The 16,051-nt window shown below is 61.5% G+C and carries 26 protein-coding genes, 1 tRNA gene and 1 other RNA gene; 15 read left to right on the top strand and 13 right to left on the bottom strand.

The window, feature by feature from the left end:
* Nucleotide 1 precedes the first annotated feature (1 nt).
* Entirely contained in the window at nucleotides 2–1,036 is a 1,035-nt protein-coding gene (locus tag K5R33_RS02025) for a ribose-phosphate pyrophosphokinase (RefSeq protein WP_220747296.1), read from the bottom strand.
* A gap of 205 nt (nucleotides 1,037–1,241) precedes the next feature.
* On the opposite strand from K5R33_RS02025, the gene K5R33_RS02020 reads away from it, so the two are divergent.
* Together K5R33_RS02020 and K5R33_RS02015 are read left to right on the top strand one after the other, a co-directional pair.
* The gene (locus K5R33_RS02020) at nucleotides 1,242–1,835 is read left to right on the top strand and encodes a 2-hydroxychromene-2-carboxylate isomerase (protein ID WP_220747295.1); all 594 of its coding nucleotides are present in this window, start codon (nucleotides 1,242–1,244) and stop codon (nucleotides 1,833–1,835) included.
* A gap of 4 nt (nucleotides 1,836–1,839) precedes the next feature.
* Entirely contained in the window at nucleotides 1,840–2,559 is a 720-nt protein-coding gene (locus tag K5R33_RS02015) for an alpha/beta fold hydrolase (protein ID WP_220747294.1), read from the top strand.
* A gap of 69 nt (nucleotides 2,560–2,628) precedes the next feature.
* Here K5R33_RS02015 and ssrS read toward each other — a convergent pair.
* A non-coding RNA gene (ssrS, locus tag K5R33_RS19270) (6S RNA) lies at nucleotides 2,629–2,782 on the bottom strand.
* 159 nt (nucleotides 2,783–2,941) lie between these two features.
* Between ssrS and K5R33_RS02010 the strand changes: the two genes are divergently transcribed.
* Complete coding sequence (locus K5R33_RS02010) at nucleotides 2,942–3,430, top strand: MmcB family DNA repair protein (RefSeq protein WP_220747293.1); 489 nt, start codon at nucleotides 2,942–2,944, stop codon at nucleotides 3,428–3,430.
* 3 nt (nucleotides 3,431–3,433) lie between these two features.
* Here the strand turns inward: K5R33_RS02010 and K5R33_RS02005 are convergent, their stop codons facing one another.
* The gene (locus tag K5R33_RS02005; protein ID WP_220747292.1) at nucleotides 3,434–3,622 is read right to left on the bottom strand and encodes a DUF6324 family protein; all 189 of its coding nucleotides are present in this window, start codon (nucleotides 3,620–3,622) and stop codon (nucleotides 3,434–3,436) included.
* 45 nt (nucleotides 3,623–3,667) lie between these two features.
* On the opposite strand from K5R33_RS02005, the gene K5R33_RS02000 reads away from it, so the two are divergent.
* Together K5R33_RS02000 and K5R33_RS01995 are read left to right on the top strand one after the other, a co-directional pair.
* On the top strand, nucleotides 3,668–4,150 hold the full coding sequence (locus K5R33_RS02000; RefSeq protein ID WP_220747291.1) for a GNAT family N-acetyltransferase: 483 nt from the start codon (nucleotides 3,668–3,670) through the stop codon (nucleotides 4,148–4,150).
* A 61-nt stretch (nucleotides 4,151–4,211) separates the two neighbouring features.
* Nucleotides 4,212–4,288: transfer RNA gene (locus K5R33_RS01995), tRNA-His, on the top strand.
* Nucleotides 4,289–4,363: 75 nt separating this feature from the next.
* On the opposite strand, the gene K5R33_RS01990 is transcribed toward K5R33_RS01995, so the two are convergent.
* The 9 genes from K5R33_RS01990 to K5R33_RS01950 all read right to left on the bottom strand — a co-directional run bounded on the left by K5R33_RS01990 (nucleotide 4,364) and on the right by K5R33_RS01950 (nucleotide 10,674).
* Entirely contained in the window at nucleotides 4,364–5,548 is a 1,185-nt protein-coding gene (locus K5R33_RS01990; RefSeq protein WP_220747290.1) for a site-specific integrase, read from the bottom strand.
* Nucleotides 5,535–5,828 carry a hypothetical protein gene (locus K5R33_RS01985; RefSeq protein ID WP_220747289.1) on the bottom strand — a complete coding sequence of 98 codons (294 nt, stop codon included), beginning with the start codon at nucleotides 5,826–5,828 and terminating at the stop codon, nucleotides 5,535–5,537. Before K5R33_RS01985 ends, K5R33_RS01990 begins: the two co-directional genes overlap by 14 nt.
* Nucleotides 5,828–6,148, bottom strand: a complete 321-nt coding sequence (locus tag K5R33_RS01980; RefSeq protein ID WP_220747288.1) for a nuclease domain-containing protein — start codon at nucleotides 6,146–6,148, stop codon at nucleotides 5,828–5,830. The genes K5R33_RS01985 and K5R33_RS01980 overlap by 1 nt, the downstream gene beginning before the upstream one ends.
* 334 nt (nucleotides 6,149–6,482) lie before the next feature.
* Entirely contained in the window at nucleotides 6,483–7,451 is a 969-nt protein-coding gene (locus K5R33_RS01975) for a RecT family recombinase (protein ID WP_220747287.1), read from the bottom strand.
* A gap of 76 nt (nucleotides 7,452–7,527) precedes the next feature.
* Complete coding sequence (locus tag K5R33_RS01970) at nucleotides 7,528–8,487, bottom strand: exonuclease family protein (protein ID WP_220747286.1); 960 nt, start codon at nucleotides 8,485–8,487, stop codon at nucleotides 7,528–7,530.
* Nucleotides 8,488–8,833: 346 nt separating this feature from the next.
* Nucleotides 8,834–9,250: a hypothetical protein gene (locus tag K5R33_RS01965; protein ID WP_220747285.1), complete on the bottom strand. Its 417-nt coding sequence runs from the start codon at nucleotides 9,248–9,250 to the stop codon at nucleotides 8,834–8,836.
* Nucleotides 9,251–9,407: 157 nt separating this feature from the next.
* On the bottom strand, nucleotides 9,408–9,863 hold the full coding sequence (locus K5R33_RS01960; protein WP_220747284.1) for a hypothetical protein: 456 nt from the start codon (nucleotides 9,861–9,863) through the stop codon (nucleotides 9,408–9,410).
* On the bottom strand, nucleotides 9,863–10,015 hold the full coding sequence (locus tag K5R33_RS01955; RefSeq protein ID WP_220747283.1) for a hypothetical protein: 153 nt from the start codon (nucleotides 10,013–10,015) through the stop codon (nucleotides 9,863–9,865). Before K5R33_RS01955 ends, K5R33_RS01960 begins: the two co-directional genes overlap by 1 nt.
* 293 nt (nucleotides 10,016–10,308) lie before the next feature.
* On the bottom strand, nucleotides 10,309–10,674 hold the full coding sequence (locus tag K5R33_RS01950) for a helix-turn-helix domain-containing protein (RefSeq protein WP_220747282.1): 366 nt from the start codon (nucleotides 10,672–10,674) through the stop codon (nucleotides 10,309–10,311).
* A gap of 28 nt (nucleotides 10,675–10,702) precedes the next feature.
* On the opposite strand from K5R33_RS01950, the gene K5R33_RS01945 reads away from it, so the two are divergent.
* On the top strand, nucleotides 10,703–10,897 hold the full coding sequence (locus K5R33_RS01945; protein WP_220747281.1) for a helix-turn-helix domain-containing protein: 195 nt from the start codon (nucleotides 10,703–10,705) through the stop codon (nucleotides 10,895–10,897).
* Nucleotides 10,898–10,904: 7 nt separating this feature from the next.
* Here K5R33_RS01945 and K5R33_RS01940 read toward each other — a convergent pair whose 3' ends face one another.
* Complete coding sequence (locus K5R33_RS01940) at nucleotides 10,905–11,129, bottom strand: hypothetical protein (RefSeq protein ID WP_220747280.1); 225 nt, start codon at nucleotides 11,127–11,129, stop codon at nucleotides 10,905–10,907.
* 119 nt (nucleotides 11,130–11,248) lie between these two features.
* Between K5R33_RS01940 and K5R33_RS01935 the strand changes: the two genes are divergently transcribed.
* From K5R33_RS01935 to K5R33_RS01895, 9 genes are all read left to right on the top strand, one after another.
* Entirely contained in the window at nucleotides 11,249–11,431 is a 183-nt protein-coding gene (locus K5R33_RS01935) for a hypothetical protein (RefSeq protein WP_220747279.1), read from the top strand.
* Nucleotides 11,428–11,610, top strand: coding sequence for a hypothetical protein (locus K5R33_RS01930; protein ID WP_220747278.1), 183 nt, complete (start codon nucleotides 11,428–11,430; stop codon nucleotides 11,608–11,610). Before K5R33_RS01935 ends, K5R33_RS01930 begins: the two co-directional genes overlap by 4 nt.
* Nucleotides 11,607–12,194 (top strand): MT-A70 family methyltransferase, encoded by a 588-nt coding sequence (locus K5R33_RS01925; RefSeq protein ID WP_220747277.1) that lies wholly within the window; start codon nucleotides 11,607–11,609, stop codon nucleotides 12,192–12,194. Before K5R33_RS01930 ends, K5R33_RS01925 begins: the two co-directional genes overlap by 4 nt.
* A 116-nt stretch (nucleotides 12,195–12,310) precedes the next feature.
* Nucleotides 12,311–12,688, top strand: a complete 378-nt coding sequence (locus K5R33_RS01920; RefSeq protein ID WP_220747276.1) for a hypothetical protein — start codon at nucleotides 12,311–12,313, stop codon at nucleotides 12,686–12,688.
* Nucleotides 12,688–13,218, top strand: coding sequence for a hypothetical protein (locus K5R33_RS01915; protein ID WP_220747275.1), 531 nt, complete (start codon nucleotides 12,688–12,690; stop codon nucleotides 13,216–13,218). The genes K5R33_RS01920 and K5R33_RS01915 overlap by 1 nt, the downstream gene beginning before the upstream one ends.
* Before the next feature lie 176 nt (nucleotides 13,219–13,394).
* Entirely contained in the window at nucleotides 13,395–13,955 is a 561-nt protein-coding gene (locus tag K5R33_RS01910; RefSeq protein WP_220747274.1) for a hypothetical protein, read from the top strand.
* Complete coding sequence (locus tag K5R33_RS01905) at nucleotides 13,952–15,175, top strand: ATP-dependent DNA helicase (RefSeq protein WP_220747273.1); 1,224 nt, start codon at nucleotides 13,952–13,954, stop codon at nucleotides 15,173–15,175. The genes K5R33_RS01910 and K5R33_RS01905 overlap by 4 nt, the downstream gene beginning before the upstream one ends.
* Complete coding sequence (locus tag K5R33_RS01900) at nucleotides 15,172–15,546, top strand: hypothetical protein (RefSeq protein WP_220747272.1); 375 nt, start codon at nucleotides 15,172–15,174, stop codon at nucleotides 15,544–15,546. Before K5R33_RS01905 ends, K5R33_RS01900 begins: the two co-directional genes overlap by 4 nt.
* A complete protein-coding gene (locus K5R33_RS01895; protein WP_220747271.1) occupies nucleotides 15,543–16,016 on the top strand; it encodes a hypothetical protein in 474 nt (157 codons plus the stop codon). The genes K5R33_RS01900 and K5R33_RS01895 overlap by 4 nt, the downstream gene beginning before the upstream one ends.
* The last annotated feature ends 35 nt before the right edge of the window (nucleotides 16,017–16,051 follow it).

The following is a 16,051-nucleotide window of genomic DNA, read 5'->3' as shown; positions in this document are numbered from 1 at the left end:
CCTAGGCCGTCTGTCCGAGCGCGAGGCTTGGGTAGAACGGCTCATACAGTGGCTCCAGCGTGTCGGTATCGAACAGAGACGACACGCTGGTGCCATTCCAGATGTTCAGGATCGCTTGGGTTAGCATGGGCGCCGTCGGAACGACCCGGATGTTCGGGCAGTCCAAGACAGGCTGGGGCTGGTCGATGGAGTCGGTGACGACCAGGCTTTTGAGGCGGGAATTCGTGATGCGACCAACCGCTGGGCCGGAGAGGACGCCGTGGGTGATGTAGGCGTGAACTTCTGTCGCACCTGCGTCGATCAAGACGTCTGCTGCCTTACAGAGTGTTCCCGCCGTGTCGCAGATGTCGTCGACGATGATACATTTCTTACCGGACACATCGCCGATCACTGTCATCTCTGACACTTCGCCGGCCTTCTCGCGGCGCTTGTCCACGATGGATAGCGGGGCATTGATCCGTTTGGCCAATTCCCGCGCGCGGGTCACGCCACCCACATCGGGTGAGACGACCATCACATCGTCCATGGACCCTTGGAAGTGGTGGCGGACGTCCAACTCAAAAATCGGGGACGCATAGAGGTTGTCGACGGGAATGTCGAAGAACCCTTGGATCTGAGCTGCGTGTAGATCCATCGTCAAAACCCGTTCCACGCCCGAATTTGCGATGAGGTTTGCAACAAGTTTGGCCGAAATGGGCGACCGGCTCTTTGTACGTCGATCCTGACGCGCATAGCCGAAGTAGGGGATGACGGCCGTGATCCGACCGGCTGAGCTGCGTTGCAAGGCGTCGGCCATGATCAGCAGTTCCATCAGGTTGTCGTTGGCCGGGTTCGAGGTCGGTTGGATGATGAACATGTCCTCGCCACGGACATTTTCGAAGACCTCCACAAAGATCTCACCGTCGTTGAACCGCTCGACCCGCGCATCGACCAGGCCAACGCGCATACCACGGTGCATGGACATGCGCCGGGCTATGCCCTGGGCCAAGGGTCGGTTCGCGTTACCGGACATGAGCTTGGGATCGGTGCTGGGCATGGGCAGACCTTTCGAATCGCAGCCAGGCAGGATGTCGCCGCCCTAGCACCCCATTGGCCAAACCGCCAAGCGTCTGTCATAGGACTGTTACGTCATGCGGCACCTTGGTCGAAGGTGTTTGGGGGCTCAGGCCACGCGCGGGACGCCGATTGCCCTTTGTTCCCCCTGGGCCTACGGTCCGCGAAAACGCCCCAGGGAGGCTTCTATGCACATCGACTACTACTTTGCGACGATTTCGCCGTTTACGTACCTGGCCGGAACGCGTCTGGAAGAGATCGCCGCCCGGCATGGGGCCACGGTCACCTATAAGCCATTGTCGATTATGGATCTCTTCGCCCGTACGGGGGGCACGCCGCCCAAGGATCGGCATGAAAGTCGCCAGGCCTATCGGCTGCAGGAGTTGCGGCGCTCGGCGGCCAAGGCCGGTGTGCCGATCAACCTGAAACCAGCCCATTGGCCGACGAACCCCGCGCCCTCGTCTTATGCGATTATCGCTGCTGCCAAGGATGGGTCGGGTGACATGGGCGCGCTGGTGTCCGGTTTGACGCGAGCCTGCTGGTCCGAGGAACGGGACATCGCCCAGGATGACGTCATCGCAGACGCCCTGGAGGCGGCGGGCTTTCCCCGGTCGCTGGTGAACGCAGGCCTTTTGGAAGGGGCCGAAATCTACGCCCGCAACCTCGAAGACGCCGTGGCCGCCGGAGCCTTTGGCGCCCCGTTCTACATCGTCGGAGGGGAACGCTTCTGGGGCCAGGATCGTCTTGACGACTTAGACGCCCACCTCGCCACTTTGGCGTAAACGCATGGTCCCTGTTCTGGCGCTCCATTGCGCCTTGGCATCGAGCGCAGCCTGGGGGCCGCTGGCGCGCGCCTGTGGGGCGCGGGATTGGATCACGCCCGACCTGCCGGGCCATGGCGCCGCGCCCGATTTTGATGGGCGGGGTCGGTTCATGGACGCGGCCCTCGAACGTGTCCAGGCAGCGATGCCGGACGGGGCCGTGGACTTGGTCGGGCATAGTTACGGCGCCGTCCTGGCGTTGCGCTTGCTTGTGGACCTGCCGGAGCGTTTTCGCAGTGTGACCCTGATCGAACCCGTCCTCTTCGCGGCGGCAGAGCCGGGCGCCCGTGCGCGCCACCGCGCCGAGATGGTGCCATTTGCGAAGGCTTTGGCCGGCGATGACCGAGACCGCGCGGCAGAAGTCTTTCACGGGTTGTGGGGGGAAGGGGCTTGGGCCGATCTGCCGCAACCTATCCGCCGCCACCTCGCAGCGCGCATTCACCTGATTCAAGCGACAGAACCAGAGGTTATGGACGACATCCATGGGATCCTGCCGCGCTTGCCAGCGGATCGGGAGGTGACCGTTATCCTACGCCAGGACCCGCCAGAGATCGTGTCCGCCATCGCCCAGGGTCTTGCCACACGGCTTCCCAAGCTTCGCAGGTATGGGATGGGGCAGGGCCACATGCTGCCCCAAACTGCTGTCTCAGACGTCGCCAAAGTGTTGCAGGCTGCCTGGTCCTGACCGCGCCCACGGTTTCGAGGAACGGGCAGCGTCGGCTTGGCACGAACTGCAGGGGGAATTTTGGGTGGCGGTGAACCGTGGCAACCGTCGAACATGTATTCCCGAGGACCTGTATATACAGGTGGGCGCCAGGTAACACGACCAGGATCGCGCCAGAGCCAGCTCCCTCGGAATTGCTTAAGGCCACCGGAATTATGTCGGATGACGAGAAGCACAGAAGCACCGCCGACCCAGGACATAGGTTTCGTCGCACGCCGCAGCAAGGGACAAGACCCGGGCCGGTGAAGGTCCTCCGCGCGCGTTTTGCCACAGGATTGGGACACCGCATGCGGGGCCGACAAAGGCCCTAGACCTATGTTTACTTTTTGTTCATGTTTGAGCCATGTCCACTCCCTCCGTCCAGACGGCCCAATCCACGGCGATCTCCGATGACACTGGCCTTCAGCCCGGCCAACTTCTTGCGCGCGGCGTGGCGCGCCACCTCCGGTCCCATGACTTTGCGTGTCTGGAGGAATTCGTGCCGGAACGGGGCAAGCGCCTCGATGTCATTGCCCTGGGTCCGAAGGGGGAGATTTGGGTGGTCGAGTGCAAATCCAGCCGGGTGGATTTCACGTCCGATGGTAAGTGGCAGGGATATCTGGAGTGGTCCGACCGCTTCTTCTGGGCCGTCGACACGGACTTCCCGACGGAGCTGTTGCCGCCGGACACCGGCCTGATAATCGCCGATGGCTTCGATGCGGAGGTCGTTCGAATGCCAGAGGCGACGGCATTGGCCCCCGCCCGACGCACGGCCCTCACCCGCCGCATTGCACGCGGTGCAATGCTGCGCCTTCAGGCCAGCCGTGATCCCTTGGGACAGACTGGGTTTTAGGGATTAGCGGCGTGCTTTGACGGCAAGGGCAGCAGCAGCGCGCAATTCCTCGGCGATTTCCAACGCTTCGTCGGGTTCGAAATCCATGGGGATCTCGACGCCACCGCCTTCCACGAACAATCGCACCATGCCGGCGTCGGTGGGCCCGATCTGCAGGTTCGCTTCGATATCGGATTCGTCATTAATTCCCATGCGGTGTGCCTAGACCTCCGCCTGCGCGCGCGCAAGACTGCGGCCATGGATGGGATCACAATCCGCGATTTGGTTCCCGGCGATGTGGGCTGGGTCTTGCAACGGCATGGCGAGCTCTATTGGCGGGACGAAGGCTATGACAGCCGGTTCGAGGTTTTGGTGGCCCGGGTCCTCGCTGACTTCCTGGAGGGGCGGCAGCCGTTGGAACGCGCCTGGATTGCCATCGATACCGATGGCGTGCGGCAAGGCTGCATTTTCTGTACCCGTCCCGCGCCCGATACCGCCAAGCTGCGGTTGTTCTTGGTTGAACCGTCTTGGCGCGGGACGGGGTTGGCCCAGTGTCTTTTGGAGTGCGTCATCGATCACGCTCGAACGACAGAGGCTCAGTCCCTTGTCCTCTGGACGCACGAGAGTCACAGGGCCGCGGGCCGCCTCTACCGCCGAAATGGGTTCATCCTGGAGGCACAACGGCCCGTTGATGCCTTCGGGCTCGCCACGATGGAACAAAACTGGCGCCTCCCGCTGTGACGGCTTTCGACGTCAGGACGGACTTGCACCCCGCAGCGGGCTTCGCTACATCGGCGCCAGTGCCGCCTTAGCTCAGTTGGTTAGAGCGCCTGATTGTGGATCAGGAGGTCCCCCGTTCGAGCCGGGGAGGTGGTACCATAAAAACAATAGGTTAGACGTTTCAGCGGTCTTCGATTTGTAACGGTTTGTGACGGTCGTTTGTAACGCTGGCCTCTAAAGGCCGCCGCGACGCAGTTCGTGAACGTTGTGGATGTTGTCGTTTCTGCTTCGCAAGTAGCGCTGAGTCGTGTCGGTTGTGGTGTGCTGCGCCGCATCGCGTAGCTGCACGAGGCTGGCGCCCGCGTCTGCGGCCTCGGTCAAAGCCCCGGCCCGCGTGTCCATCATCTTCACGTCGTCGGAGATGCCGCGGTCTGCCCGTAACGCCCGCCAGATAGCCGCCCGCGAGTCCCGCGTGTACGGAGTGCCAAGGCGCTCCGATACGATCACCGGGCCCACCTTGCTACGGGTCGCCAGGGTCTCAAGGCGCTGCGCTGTCGTGTCGGACAGGCGGAAGATCATTTCCTCGGGCAAGCTGTTGAGGGTCTTGGACGGAACCTTTGCGAAGGACCGGCAATCATCCGAAACCATCGACCACGTGAGGCCGTCCTGCCAAAGGCGCTTGCCGCGACGGATGCCACCCACGCCAGGGGCTTCCAGCCAGTGGCCGAACACGTCGACCCCACGCAGGGCCGATTCCCATTGGATCAGCAAACCCGTGGCATAGGCGGCGAGTCCCTTCGCGTCGGCGGCCTCTACGATCTGAGCGACTTGCTCGGCAGTCGCTACGCTGCTCCTTGGCCTTGGCTGCTTGACCTTCAACTCGCCAAGCATCGTCCGCACCTTGGACGCCCCAGGGGCTTCTAGAAGGACAGCGTAGCCGACGAGGATCCGCAGGTGTCGAAACAAGCGGCTGATGTAGCTGTCGCTGCGCCCATTGGCCTGCATGGCGCGTATCATCTTCTTTGCTTCGGCATACGTCAGAAAGCCGATAGGCCGGTCACCGATCACGCGACCGATCTTTGCGAACGCCTCGACATATCCGGCGCGCGTGTTGGCCTTCACGTCTTGGATTGGGGACACGTCGTCATTCTCATAACGGTAGATGAGCCACGACCATGTGTGCGGTGCCAGGCCGGTCCCGTTCTGCGACCACTGATAGACGTCGCGGGTCAGCTTACGAGCCATGGCCGCACGGTCTTCGGGGGTCGGACCTTCCAGCTTCACACGCTTGGGGCCGGGGAAGTGCTGGGCCCAGGGCCGACACACCCAATAGGCGTAGCTGCCGCTTTTCGTGGTCCAAGGGCAGTAGAGCGGATCGCTGCCGTCGTAGAGCCTCTGGTCAGGTCTAGAGGTTGTCATAGTCAGGTTCTCCTTTTGCATCGCCCGTTTGTTCGGGCATCGCCAAGGTAACGACAGTTTCGGGGCGGGGGCTTACTTTTCTGCGGTTCTCGACCCAGGTTTGCACGTCTGCTTTCAGGTAGAGGCCGGTTGCAGGATCAAGCGCGGGAAAGGCCATATCCTTCAAGACGCTTTGCCTTTTCCGAAGCCATTCGACAGAACGGCCAAGGCGCGTCGCGACCCAGAGTTTTGATCCATAGCTGGAATGACGCGAAAAGGTTTGGTCCGTCTCGTGGTCCATCAGATCACCTTTGCCTTTGGGACAACGACCAATCCGTCAGCAATCCACCGGGATTGCGTCTCACAGAGGGCTTTCAGCAGGCGGTCAGCGTAGGCGCCGGGATAGGACTTGCGGATCTCCGCGCCGATCAGATCCCGCTCGTCGAGCATGTCATGACACCGCTGGCACGCCGCCACGACAAAGAGGTCAGACACCTTCGTGCCTATGCCTCGTCCAAACACTGGCAGGTGAGCCCCCACGACGGTCGACTGAGGCGCGCAGGGAAGCCCAGCAAAGGACGCGATGCGCAAGGAGCATGGCATCCCCCTGAACGACTGCATAAGCGCCTCAGAGCGTATCTTGGGGAGCATCTGCGGGTTGAAGATCATGGCTCCCGCAGCCCGCAGCTACCTTTGTCCCAGGGGCCCAGCCCATGCCCCTCTGGATCATCCGCAACGGCCCGCGCTGCCTTTGCGAAAGGGGGCTTTTCACGATTCTGATCGGCCACGGCCTTAACGGCGGCCCTCCACGCGTCATCCGTAGGCCGTGGCGCCGACCGCCACACGGCACATGCAGCGCCTCGGCAGTATTGGGATAGCGGCTGAGTGCCAAACGTGCGGGCCAGAGGGCAAAGCCACGTCTTGGCGGCATCCTCTTGAGACAGGATCCGATCGGTCATTCGCTTTGCTCCGCCGCCGCGCGCGCGTCCCGCCATCCCGCTGTCCATGCGGCGGCCTGCTCACGGTCGTCCGATAGATCGAACGGGCATTCTTGCTCGGGCGTCCCGGCCTTGAAGGCTTCGATCCCCTCGTTCCAGCCGTCATCCATAGGCGCGGCGGCGCCGATTTCCTCTGGCGTCAACAGGCTCACGTCGTCGTTCACATCCCGAGACGGCAGGTCGTCAGACGGCGAGACAATCTCGTCAGGATCTTTCGCCGCCATGGCTTCCTCCTTGGCGGCGCGGGCACGGGCTGCAAAGCCTGCCACCGCCTCAGATTGAGGTGTGACGTCGCGCGGCTCAAAGGTCGCTTCGTCATGCTCGATCATGACACGCCGCAGATCTTCGCTGGAAACGGGAAGCCGCTTGCAAAGAGCGCGGATAACCGTCTTGCGGCACATCTCTGGATACCAGTCTTTCCACACACCAGTCGGATCAGCACTGCGCTGGTTGGCGCTGGCTCTACGACGCTTCTCGATCTCGTCGCGGCCCATAGGCTCCATTTCAATCGTGCCGTCTTTCAGCTTTGCCACGGCATAGGCGCCAACGATATTCCCCTCGCGCTTGAAAGGGTCCATGTCGTGGTCAAACACCCGCTCACCCGCATCAACACGCAGGGTGAACGTCTCGGTCTCGTATACGACTTCGCTCCATAGGCTGACGACCTCGCCGCTGTTGCGCGCTGTCTTGATGAGGCCACGCACCATGGGAAGTGCGGTCGCATCACTCCCGTAAGGAACGATTGCCGCCTCTTGGCCATCTGGCACAAGCCCGGCTGCCGCCAGACGCCGAAGCGCCTTGAAGATGCTTTCAGGCTTGCATGACAGGATCCGAGGGTTGTCGGTGACCGCCACGATTGCGGCGTTGCGAAACGCGTCGAAGCTGACATTGGAAGGCAGCATGTCCATGTCGCCGGCCGTCTTCATCCTCTTAAGGTCTTGCTTGAACTGTTGCAGTGGGCTTTGTGCCCGCTGGGTGGCGACTTCATTCATCGGTTTGGCCTCACTGATTTGCGACTTGCTGCTCGGATAGGAGGCGCTGCTCCAACCATTCGGGGTATTGATAGGCGCCGGTGTCCTCGCCCGGCCCAGGCCAGCGACGGCTGTCCAGGCATTCGGCAAAGCGCAGACGGGCCCGGCGATTGCGGAACTGCGCGACGCGCAACACATGCTCGGGGATTTCACGGAGGATCACGTGATAGGGCGGGGCGTCACACTGCGCGACGATCCCAACAGAAGCGGGCCAGCCGTAGCCCAGAACCTCAAGGCTTTCGGCGGCCAAGGCCATCTGCATGTCGTATGCGTGGTCTGTGATGCGACGGTCCACCAAGCGGTAATCGAACGCACCGCCCTTGGTGGACATTTTCTTGTAATCGGACGTCATCCCGTCGAGGGACACCGTGTCGGGCCGTGACAGGACCCACAGGCCCGTCTCTGGGCACTGCCAAGCCATGGTAACCTCCGGCAACCCAGACATAACCGCCGCGGCCTCTGGCGACTGTGCCAGCACGCCACCCATGGCGACGATCAGGTCAAACTCGGCCTGGGAAACGACCGTGCGGGTGTCCGCCTCCATTGCGCGCCAGTATTCGACCGACTCCCGGCCCGCGTCCGTCGCGCGGCCTTCATCATAGGCGATCATCTGTTTGATTGTCGGGCGGCGCGGGGCCGACCCACCGGAGACGACGAAGTTTGCGTTCAGCGTATCTATGCCGCCCTCGATCAGCGCGGCCATTGCCTGCCCCATTCGCAGGGCGGCGGTCACGGGCCGTTCAAACCGACCGGGGTTAAGCTGGTGGAAGGCCCAGACGTCGGCAGGCGACTTCAACTCCATCCCCCGCAGAATGCCCGACGTGACGCTCACACCGTCGCAAGGCTGGCCGTGGTGGCGCTCAAGCGGCATCGCGTAGAGGCCGGGTTCGCGGATGACCTCATCGTCTGCGAGGTGGCGAATGTCGGACATTATTCTGCACCTTCATTTGTTGAGGGTTGCGGATCTGTTTCTTTTGGAAGATTTCCGAACCTGTCCATCTTGAGGGCTCCAGGTTGCATGCCGCATCGCTGACAGAAGAACGCGCCAGCCTTTCGGCGGGTAATTCGCTTCGCGCCGCATTTCCGACAATTCATTTGACCGGTTCCTGTTGGGAAAAGTCGGGTTAATCGACCAAGCACTTCGCCTTAGAAGCCCCACGTAAATTGGCCGATTAACCCGCTTTTTCGAGAGAAAGATCTCTCTTGGCTAATAGTCGCATGACTATTAGCGGACGCTCCTATGGGGCTAGGCACTAGGTCACGTCGCTATTCAGTATCTATTCGACCACATCATCATCGGAGCGGTCGGTCAGCTTGAGCGCAGCGATGCTTGCCTCGTGATCGGCAAACATTGTCTTGCGAAGTTCTTCTTTCTTACGGCGCCGCTCGGCAGCCTGAACCGCCGAAATCGCATCGCTTTCCGACTGCAAGATTTCCGTGAACGCAGGAGTGTCCACCCGCTGCACAGCCCATTTGACAATTGTTGGGCTGTCGAAATTAACATTGACATCAACGGCGGTGACTTTAGCCACCGTCATCTTGTGCCGCGTGCCGGATTGGACGACGATCAAATCGTCAACTGCGATGGATGGATCTAGCGTCTTAAACAATTCCACCTTTGCGCCTTCCTCATAGACGGCCTCGATGGCCCGTGCGTGGTCATTGATGAGGAAGACGATGGTTGACGTATTCATTGGGGATCATCCTTTTTTGCTGGTCAGCACCAAGAAAAGGCCGGGACCAAACTGTTTGGGAGGTGTTGGGAGGCGCTTGGCCCCGGCAAGTGGCGCACCCCTACCGGGCAGGTATCAGGAGCGGGGTGCGCGTCTTGTGAGTGATGCTGCCCGGAACCTATCCGCGCGCCGCGTATTCCTGGCGCTGGAACTCGTAATAGTCGTCGCTTTCCTGGGCCGCGTCGGCGCACCAATCGGGATAGCCGGGGTGCAGGTCGCCCTCGAAAGTGGCGTCGATGTAGGCCACGACCGAGACTTTCAGCTTGGTCAGCGGGCTACTTTCGGTCGGGCCGTAACGCGGATGATCGTAGAACCGACGACACACCGCTGGCGGACGCTCCCAAAGCGCGCTCGTTTTCCAGTGAGCCCATTCCTTCCCGATGAACGCGCCCGCCGTTGTGACCGCATCAATCTCGCAACCTTCGCCGTCGCAGGCGTCAACGTATTTACCGTCACGATAAGACCCGATCACATGATAGTCGGCAGCCGTGTCAGCTTGAGCGCGCAGGCTGATGAACGACACGACGGGCTCCATCGCGTTCAGGACGTCGGACTGAGGGGTGTGCGCGACCATCAGACCGCACCCGCCGACACGTTGAACGTCACCAGATCCGCAAGATCATCAGGCACCGTGCGCCAAGCGGAGCGAGGCAGGATGTAGCAATCGAAATCAGCATCCGTCGCGGGCAATGGCGGGGCGGGCGGGGTATCAAACAGCGGGTCCATCAGCGTTCCTTTACGTCAAGAGGCCCCTGCCCAAATTTGACCTCAATTAAGGTAAATTCTGGTGTTTCGCGGGTAAGAGCCGGTTTGTGTATGGAGAGGAACTTAGCTAATAGATAAATATTCGCAAGAGAAAATTTAGCTGATAGGTAAATTTCTTCTGCGATGGCGCAGCCGAAGGTTGCGCACAATGCTTTGCTGAGTGCGGGGGGCAGGTATGTGGAAGACGCTGGTTGACGTCTACGAGGGGCTTGATGAAGCCAGCAAAGCGCGGGTGCTAGAGTACGCCCGAGAACTCAAACGCTGTTCTGTAGAGCCTTTGCAAAAGCCAAAAGACGCTCAAGATCCTGATCGCTGAGATCCGACGCAGTGGTCAGCAACTCGGTTAGTTCGTCGCGCTCCTGGTCCCCAGAAATAAGGTCCTGCGGCTTCACCTCCAAAGCGTCGGCCAAGCGCACCAAAAGGTGATTGTTCAAGTTCTTCTTGCCGCGCTCGACCTCAGAGAGGTGAGGGGCTGACACCCCTATCTGACAAGCCAATTCAGCAAGCGTCAGTCCACGCTCTTTGCGCAAGGCGCGAATACGAAGGTCGAGAGTCATGCCGACTTGGTAGCAGGCGATGAGCGCTGTCGGAATTTGCGAATGGCAAACTTGGAGTTGCATCAAATTTAGCTAATGGCTAAATGATGCTATGCAAGACCTCAAAGACTACCTCAAAGGCAAGAACAAAGGCGACTTTGCGCGTAGCGTCGAGATCGTCCCTGCGTACCTGAGCCAGATCCTGTCAGGCAAAAAGCGCCCAAGTTTTGACCTGATGCTCCGCATCGAGAAAGAGACGAAGGGAGCAGTTTCGGTCAGCGCTTGGGCGCCTGATAGCGCGGCCTAGGATGCGGCTACTGCGTCACGCATATCATGCCGCCGCGACCGTTAGGCGTGCACTCCGTGACCGGCACACCAGCCTGTCTTGCGCGTTCGCGTCGGTAGGCTGCAACGCAAGCCTCAGTATGGTGACGCATGATGTCGTCGTAGTAGATCGGGCACCCTTCGGGCGTGACGAGTTGCTCAACACAGGCTGTCAGCGTCGGCGCCAGCAGCGCAGCGGCCAAAATCGTTCTCATGAATCGTCCGCCATTTTTTACTCCTTGGGATGGTGTGACGTAGGCGCGGCTTGGGTCCCTTTCCCAGGTCGCGCCGCCAACGCTACGGCGGAAAGCCTTGGCCGGGAAGGGTTCTCGGCATGACCAAGACATTGCCGCCCGCACACATGGTCGTGGTCAACGGTCTGATGCTCGGCTGGGGTGTCGATGACATAAGCGTCCGCAGCGGCATTCCCGTCGATCAGTGTCGTATCATCGTGGGCGTTTTGCGCGACACCGGGCGGCTTGCGGAGATCTATTCGGCACGGCGGCCAGCGTCATGAAGCGGTCGGATGCAGCGGAACGCCAGGACCGGCGAGAAGCGTTTGCGACGCTCGGCCACCGGTTGGCGATGATCGTGGTCGAGTGCCTGTCCGACACGGATCCACTCAAGGACGAGTTCCGGCGCGCGGCCCTGGTGAAGCGTCAAGCGGCGATGAAGAAGCCGAGGACGGCGCCATGATCTTCACGGCGTTCTCTGACCTTCCCTTGTTCGTCTACGACTTCGTTATGGCTGACCCGCCTTGGGCGTTTGCGCTGCGGTCGGAGCGCGGGGAGGCCAAATCCGCCCAGGCGCATTACGAGTGCTGGTCCATGGACCGGATCAAGGCGCTGCCGGTCGCGGATCTGTGCAAGCCTGACGCGCTGCTCTGGCTATGGGCCACAAACCCCATGCTCGATCAGCAAATCGACTGCCTCAAGGCGTGGGGGTTCTCGTTCGTCACCTCCGGGCATTGGGCCAAGACGACCAAGCACGGCAAGCAAGCGTTCGGCACCGGCTATGTGCTGCGCGGCGCGGGTGAGCCATTCCTCATTGGACGGATCGGTCGGCCAAAGACGGCGCGCGACGTCCGGTCTGTCATCATCGCGCAAGCTGGGCGGCATTCCGAAAAGCCGGATGCGGCCTTTGCGGCAGCGGAGCGGTTGCTGCCGTCTGCCACGCGTCGCCTGGAATTGTTCTCACGTCGGGCGCGGCCCGGCTGGGACGTCATGGGCGACCAAATCCAACAGCATACCGAAGGAGGGCGTAACACAGCCGCCCGCTGAGGCTGCGACGCTGCCATGCCTCCCGCCTCCTTCGGTGAGGAAAACCGGGAAATGGACAGCACCCAGGCGCCGGTCGGCAGCGAGATGCCGACACCTCACTCACATTGGAGATTACAATGTCAGACGACACTCACGAAGACCTCAACGTCGATCACGACAATCTCGTCAGCCACATGGACGCTTGGGCTCGAGGGGAAAGCAAATCGGCCAGCGAAGCCGCAGAACGGCGGGGCGAGATCCGCCAATTCCTCGATGACAATCCGGGCCTGCACAAAAAGGCGCTGTCGGACATTCGCCGGATCGACAAGATGGACGATGAGAAGCGCGCCGATTACCTGCGCTCTTTCGATCACTTGCGCGACCTATTGCAAGGGCAATGGGAAGGGCAATCGACGCCCGACATGTTCGAGGACGGCCCGAAGGCCACCGAGGCCGACGAGGTTCAGCCGTTCGACGGTGACGAGGCGCTGGCACCCGACGAGATCGCCGTCTGATGCGCGTCGTGGCATTGGACATTGCCACGCAAACAGGGATCGCCGTTGGTGACGTCGGCGGTGATCCTCGCGCGTGGTCCGTGGATCTGGGCAAGGGCGATGAGGCCCGCGGGGCGAAGCTGCTCGGCGTCGTGGACCGGCTGTTGCGTGATGAGCGGCCCGACCTGGTGGTGGTTGAGGCGCCCATTGGTGGCCCTAACGCTTCGCACCTTCTGATCGGGCTGGCGTTCGTGGCCAAGTCGGTCTGCAAGGCGCGCGGCGTCCATGCTGATAGCGTCCACATCAGCAGCGTTCGCAAGCACTTTCTGGGGTCCGTTCCGACAACGCGCGGACAGTCAGCAAAGAACAAAGCCGATGCCAAGAAGGCCATCAAACAGATGGTCGTTCACCGCTGCCGTTTGCTGGGTTGGGACGTGCCTGACCATGACGCGGCGGATGCAGCGGCGTGCTGGGACTTCGCCTGCGCACGTCACGGACAGCATCAAGCCCACCGAAGCACCCCCCTATTCGCCAAAGGAGCGCGGCAATGACTGGTATTTTCGGGAGAAGTGGGTGGAGCCACGACCTAACCGGCTCCACCCCAGACCACAGAACGAGAGTGTCCGTGCACTCGTCTTGCAAGAAATCGGCATCGGTGCAAGAAAATTCGTCAATTCCGTTCGCAATTCAGGAACTGAACGCAACGATTTCCTGCATTGACCGCCTCATGCGCAAGGCTGGTGCGGGCGCACGGACCTGTCAGGTGGTCAAAAAGGCGGTTCGGTTCTTCGCCCTGGAAGGCCGTCGCGGATCGGGCTGGGTGGCCGCGCCCTCGGCTCGCTGGGAAGCCTGGGGCGGTATCAGCCGAATGCAGGCTTACCGAATCCGCCAGCAGCTAATCGGCGCGGGTGCCATCAAGATGAAGGACCGCCAGACGGGGCGCGGGCTGGTGAAGGAGTACCGCCTCGACGTTGCGCGGCTGATCTGTTGGCTGCGGGATCTGGTTGGCTATCGCTCGCTCACAAAGGCGGCGCTCAAGCGGCTGGACGCGCTCAAACAGTGGTCAAAGGGCCGGTCGTGGCCCCGCCCAAAGGCGCCCGAAAACCCCGATCTATCACGTAACCTATCACGTAACATCGACTCGCAGCCCCTATATAAGGAACGCGCGGGCACGCGTGCGCAGCAGTATTTCCTGGCTGATCCGCCGCGCCCTGAAACCGTCGCGCAAGCTGAAAGCGCCCCGATAACCCTCGATGACATGGACGCAGCGTTTGGGTGGTCGACATGACGGCGGCGTTGCGCATGGTGCATTCGTCGGATCATGGGATAGAGATGGGGCAGGGCGAGACCGCAGACGGCGGCGCGTCCACCACATCCCCCTCCTGTCTCGTCGGTGCAGCTGGCGCAGACGTCGGGGGCTTTGCTCTATCCCCAGGCCAGGAGGCGGCAGTCGCCAAGGTGCGCGATTGGATTGATGATCCGTGCGGGCAACGCATTTTCCGCCTGTTCGGCTACGCAGGCACCGGCAAGACGACCATTGCCCGGATGCTGGCTGAGGAAGTGATCGGAGGCCCTGTCTACTGCGCCTATACCGGCAAGGCGGCGCTGCGGATGCGTCAGTCAGGATGCGACAACGCCGCGACGATTCACTCCACGATCTACAAGCCCATGGAAGATGGAGATCGCACGGCGTTTGTCTGGCAAGAGGAAAGCGTGATCGCGGACGCCGGGATCGTCGTTGTGGACGAATGCTCCATGGTGAACGAGGAAATCACGCACGACCTTCTCCGGTACGACAAGCCGATCCTGGTCCTTGGTGATCCGTTCCAGCTACCGCCGGTCAAAGGGCAGGGCTACCTGACGAACGCCGAGCCCGACGCAATGCTGACAGAGGTTCACCGGCAGGCGCTGGACAACCCGATCTTGGAACTCGCGACGCGCATCCGTGAAGACGGTGAAATCAAGTATGGCGAGTTTGGCGCCCTAGAAGTCATCGAGCGCGGCACGCTGGGGGTCAAGGAAGTCTGCGGTTACGATCAAGTCCTATGCGGCACCCACCGCGTTCGGCGCAGCTACACGAAGCAGATGCGCAAGCACGCCGGGAACGTGGGCGCGTTTCCCGAATCCGGGGACCGCATCATGTGCACGCGTAACCATCGGAAAACGGGCTTGTTCAACGGTCAGGTGTTTCGGGTCACGTCGTCGTTCCTGACGTCGCAGATGTGCAAGACGCGCATCGTTGACGTGGATGACGACGACGAACGGGTCCGCACCGTCATGTCCTTTCAAGAGGGTTGGCAGAATCCCAACTGGAAGCCGACGCCGCAGCAGTTCGTCATGTATCCGCAGTTTGACTTTGCCCAGGTCATGACGACCCACAAAGCCCAAGGCAGCGAGTGGAAGCACGTGCTTGTCTATGATGAAGGGGACGTCTTTCGCGAACACGCTCAGCAGTGGCGCTATACGGCCATCACGCGGGCCTCTGAGCGCCTGACCATCGTCCGATGAGCATCGGGCACGTCATAGGCGGCGCCCTCGATGTGGCGGCCTCTGTGGACAGCCCGGAGGCGTGGCGCGCGTTCGCGGATAACTTGGAGCAATACCTTGGGGACCGGCATCGTGGAGCATTGGCTATCATGGCGCTGATGACGCTGCCCGATGCCCGCCGCAACGAGGCCATGCAGGCCGTCATCCGTCGCTATGGGGCCCCGCAGCCGGTCTTGGAGAACCTGACCTCTGAGGCCAAGTTCTGGGCATCCAATGCGTCGCCCCAGGAGTTGCGGGCTTACACCTTTGCCGCATACCAGGCGATGCCAGCAGATATGCGCGCGAATTTCGACCGCTATATCAATAGCAAAGCCAAGGAGGCGTCCAAGTGATTAAAGATTTCCTCAAGCGCGTGCAGCGGGCCGGGTGGATCCTGGTGACGGCCCACAAAGGGCACTGCGTGGCCAAATGCCCGAATGCGTCCTGTGGCATGGTCGCCAAGTTCGTACCCGGCAAGCCGATCCCCCAGGCGTCGCCCATGACGGACCATATCGTCATCGTGTCGTTTGAGGACTTGCTTGCCGCCCTAAAGCACCGGCGCCATGAACTCGCCCTAACGATCCCTGAGGTCGAACACGCTGCGGGCTTCTCAAGCGACCACCTCGCCAAGGCGGAAAGTAGCAAGGCCGTCCGCACGCCTGGGCTGCAACTGTGCATCCAGTGGGCGCAGGCCCTTGGCTATGAGATCGTCCTCAAGCCCGCCCCGCTGCCCCCCGTCACGCTGCGGCATATCTCAGACAGCCGTCACTTGGTGCCGCATCGCCGTACCGCTCAGAGGCGCCGCGCAGCGAACCAGGGATAAGCTGGCCTGTGTGAATGGTCCCCCGGCCCACCCGC

The sequence above is a fragment of the Jannaschia pagri genome, from assembly GCF_019655435.1.
In the GTDB taxonomy this organism is placed as follows: Bacteria; Pseudomonadota; Alphaproteobacteria; order Rhodobacterales; family Rhodobacteraceae; genus Jannaschia; species Jannaschia pagri.
This window is presented reverse-complemented; position numbering and strand designations above follow the sequence as displayed.

Excerpts from the sequence above, each read along its gene's own strand:
- K5R33_RS02005 (WP_220747292.1), bottom strand. The coding sequence starts at position 3,622 with ATGGGAATTAATGACGAATCCGATATCGAAGCGAACCTGCAGATCGGG.
- K5R33_RS01925 (WP_220747277.1), top strand. The coding sequence starts at position 11,607 with ATGATCTTCACGGCGTTCTCTGACCTTCCCTTGTTCGTCTACGACTTC.
- K5R33_RS01980 (WP_220747288.1), bottom strand. The coding sequence starts at position 6,148 with ATGCAGTCGTTCAGGGGGATGCCATGCTCCTTGCGCATCGCGTCCTTT.
- K5R33_RS01915 (WP_220747275.1), top strand. The coding sequence starts at position 12,688 with ATGCGCGTCGTGGCATTGGACATTGCCACGCAAACAGGGATCGCCGTT.
- K5R33_RS01900 (WP_220747272.1), top strand. The coding sequence starts at position 15,172 with ATGAGCATCGGGCACGTCATAGGCGGCGCCCTCGATGTGGCGGCCTCT.
- K5R33_RS01960 (WP_220747284.1), bottom strand. The coding sequence starts at position 9,863 with ATGGTCGCGCACACCCCTCAGTCCGACGTCCTGAACGCGATGGAGCCC.
- K5R33_RS01945 (WP_220747281.1), top strand. The coding sequence starts at position 10,703 with ATGCAAGACCTCAAAGACTACCTCAAAGGCAAGAACAAAGGCGACTTT.
- K5R33_RS02025 (WP_220747296.1), bottom strand. The coding sequence starts at position 1,036 with ATGCCCAGCACCGATCCCAAGCTCATGTCCGGTAACGCGAACCGACCC.
- K5R33_RS01940 (WP_220747280.1), bottom strand. The coding sequence starts at position 11,129 with ATGAGAACGATTTTGGCCGCTGCGCTGCTGGCGCCGACGCTGACAGCC.
- K5R33_RS01920 (WP_220747276.1), top strand. The coding sequence starts at position 12,311 with ATGTCAGACGACACTCACGAAGACCTCAACGTCGATCACGACAATCTC.
- K5R33_RS01990 (WP_220747290.1), bottom strand. The coding sequence starts at position 5,548 with ATGACAACCTCTAGACCTGACCAGAGGCTCTACGACGGCAGCGATCCG.
- K5R33_RS01950 (WP_220747282.1), bottom strand. The coding sequence starts at position 10,674 with ATGCAACTCCAAGTTTGCCATTCGCAAATTCCGACAGCGCTCATCGCC.
- K5R33_RS02010 (WP_220747293.1), top strand. The coding sequence starts at position 2,942 with ATGTCCACTCCCTCCGTCCAGACGGCCCAATCCACGGCGATCTCCGAT.
- K5R33_RS01905 (WP_220747273.1), top strand. The coding sequence starts at position 13,952 with ATGACGGCGGCGTTGCGCATGGTGCATTCGTCGGATCATGGGATAGAG.
- K5R33_RS02015 (WP_220747294.1), top strand. The coding sequence starts at position 1,840 with ATGGTCCCTGTTCTGGCGCTCCATTGCGCCTTGGCATCGAGCGCAGCC.
- K5R33_RS01985 (WP_220747289.1), bottom strand. The coding sequence starts at position 5,828 with ATGGACCACGAGACGGACCAAACCTTTTCGCGTCATTCCAGCTATGGA.
- K5R33_RS01930 (WP_220747278.1), top strand. The coding sequence starts at position 11,428 with ATGAAGCGGTCGGATGCAGCGGAACGCCAGGACCGGCGAGAAGCGTTT.
- K5R33_RS01965 (WP_220747285.1), bottom strand. The coding sequence starts at position 9,250 with ATGAATACGTCAACCATCGTCTTCCTCATCAATGACCACGCACGGGCC.
- K5R33_RS01975 (WP_220747287.1), bottom strand. The coding sequence starts at position 7,451 with ATGAAGACGGCCGGCGACATGGACATGCTGCCTTCCAATGTCAGCTTC.
- K5R33_RS01970 (WP_220747286.1), bottom strand. The coding sequence starts at position 8,487 with ATGTCCGACATTCGCCACCTCGCAGACGATGAGGTCATCCGCGAACCC.
- K5R33_RS02000 (WP_220747291.1), top strand. The coding sequence starts at position 3,668 with ATGGATGGGATCACAATCCGCGATTTGGTTCCCGGCGATGTGGGCTGG.
- K5R33_RS01955 (WP_220747283.1), bottom strand. The coding sequence starts at position 10,015 with ATGGACCCGCTGTTTGATACCCCGCCCGCCCCGCCATTGCCCGCGACG.
- K5R33_RS02020 (WP_220747295.1), top strand. The coding sequence starts at position 1,242 with ATGCACATCGACTACTACTTTGCGACGATTTCGCCGTTTACGTACCTG.
- K5R33_RS01935 (WP_220747279.1), top strand. The coding sequence starts at position 11,249 with ATGACCAAGACATTGCCGCCCGCACACATGGTCGTGGTCAACGGTCTG.
- K5R33_RS01910 (WP_220747274.1), top strand. The coding sequence starts at position 13,395 with ATGCGCAAGGCTGGTGCGGGCGCACGGACCTGTCAGGTGGTCAAAAAG.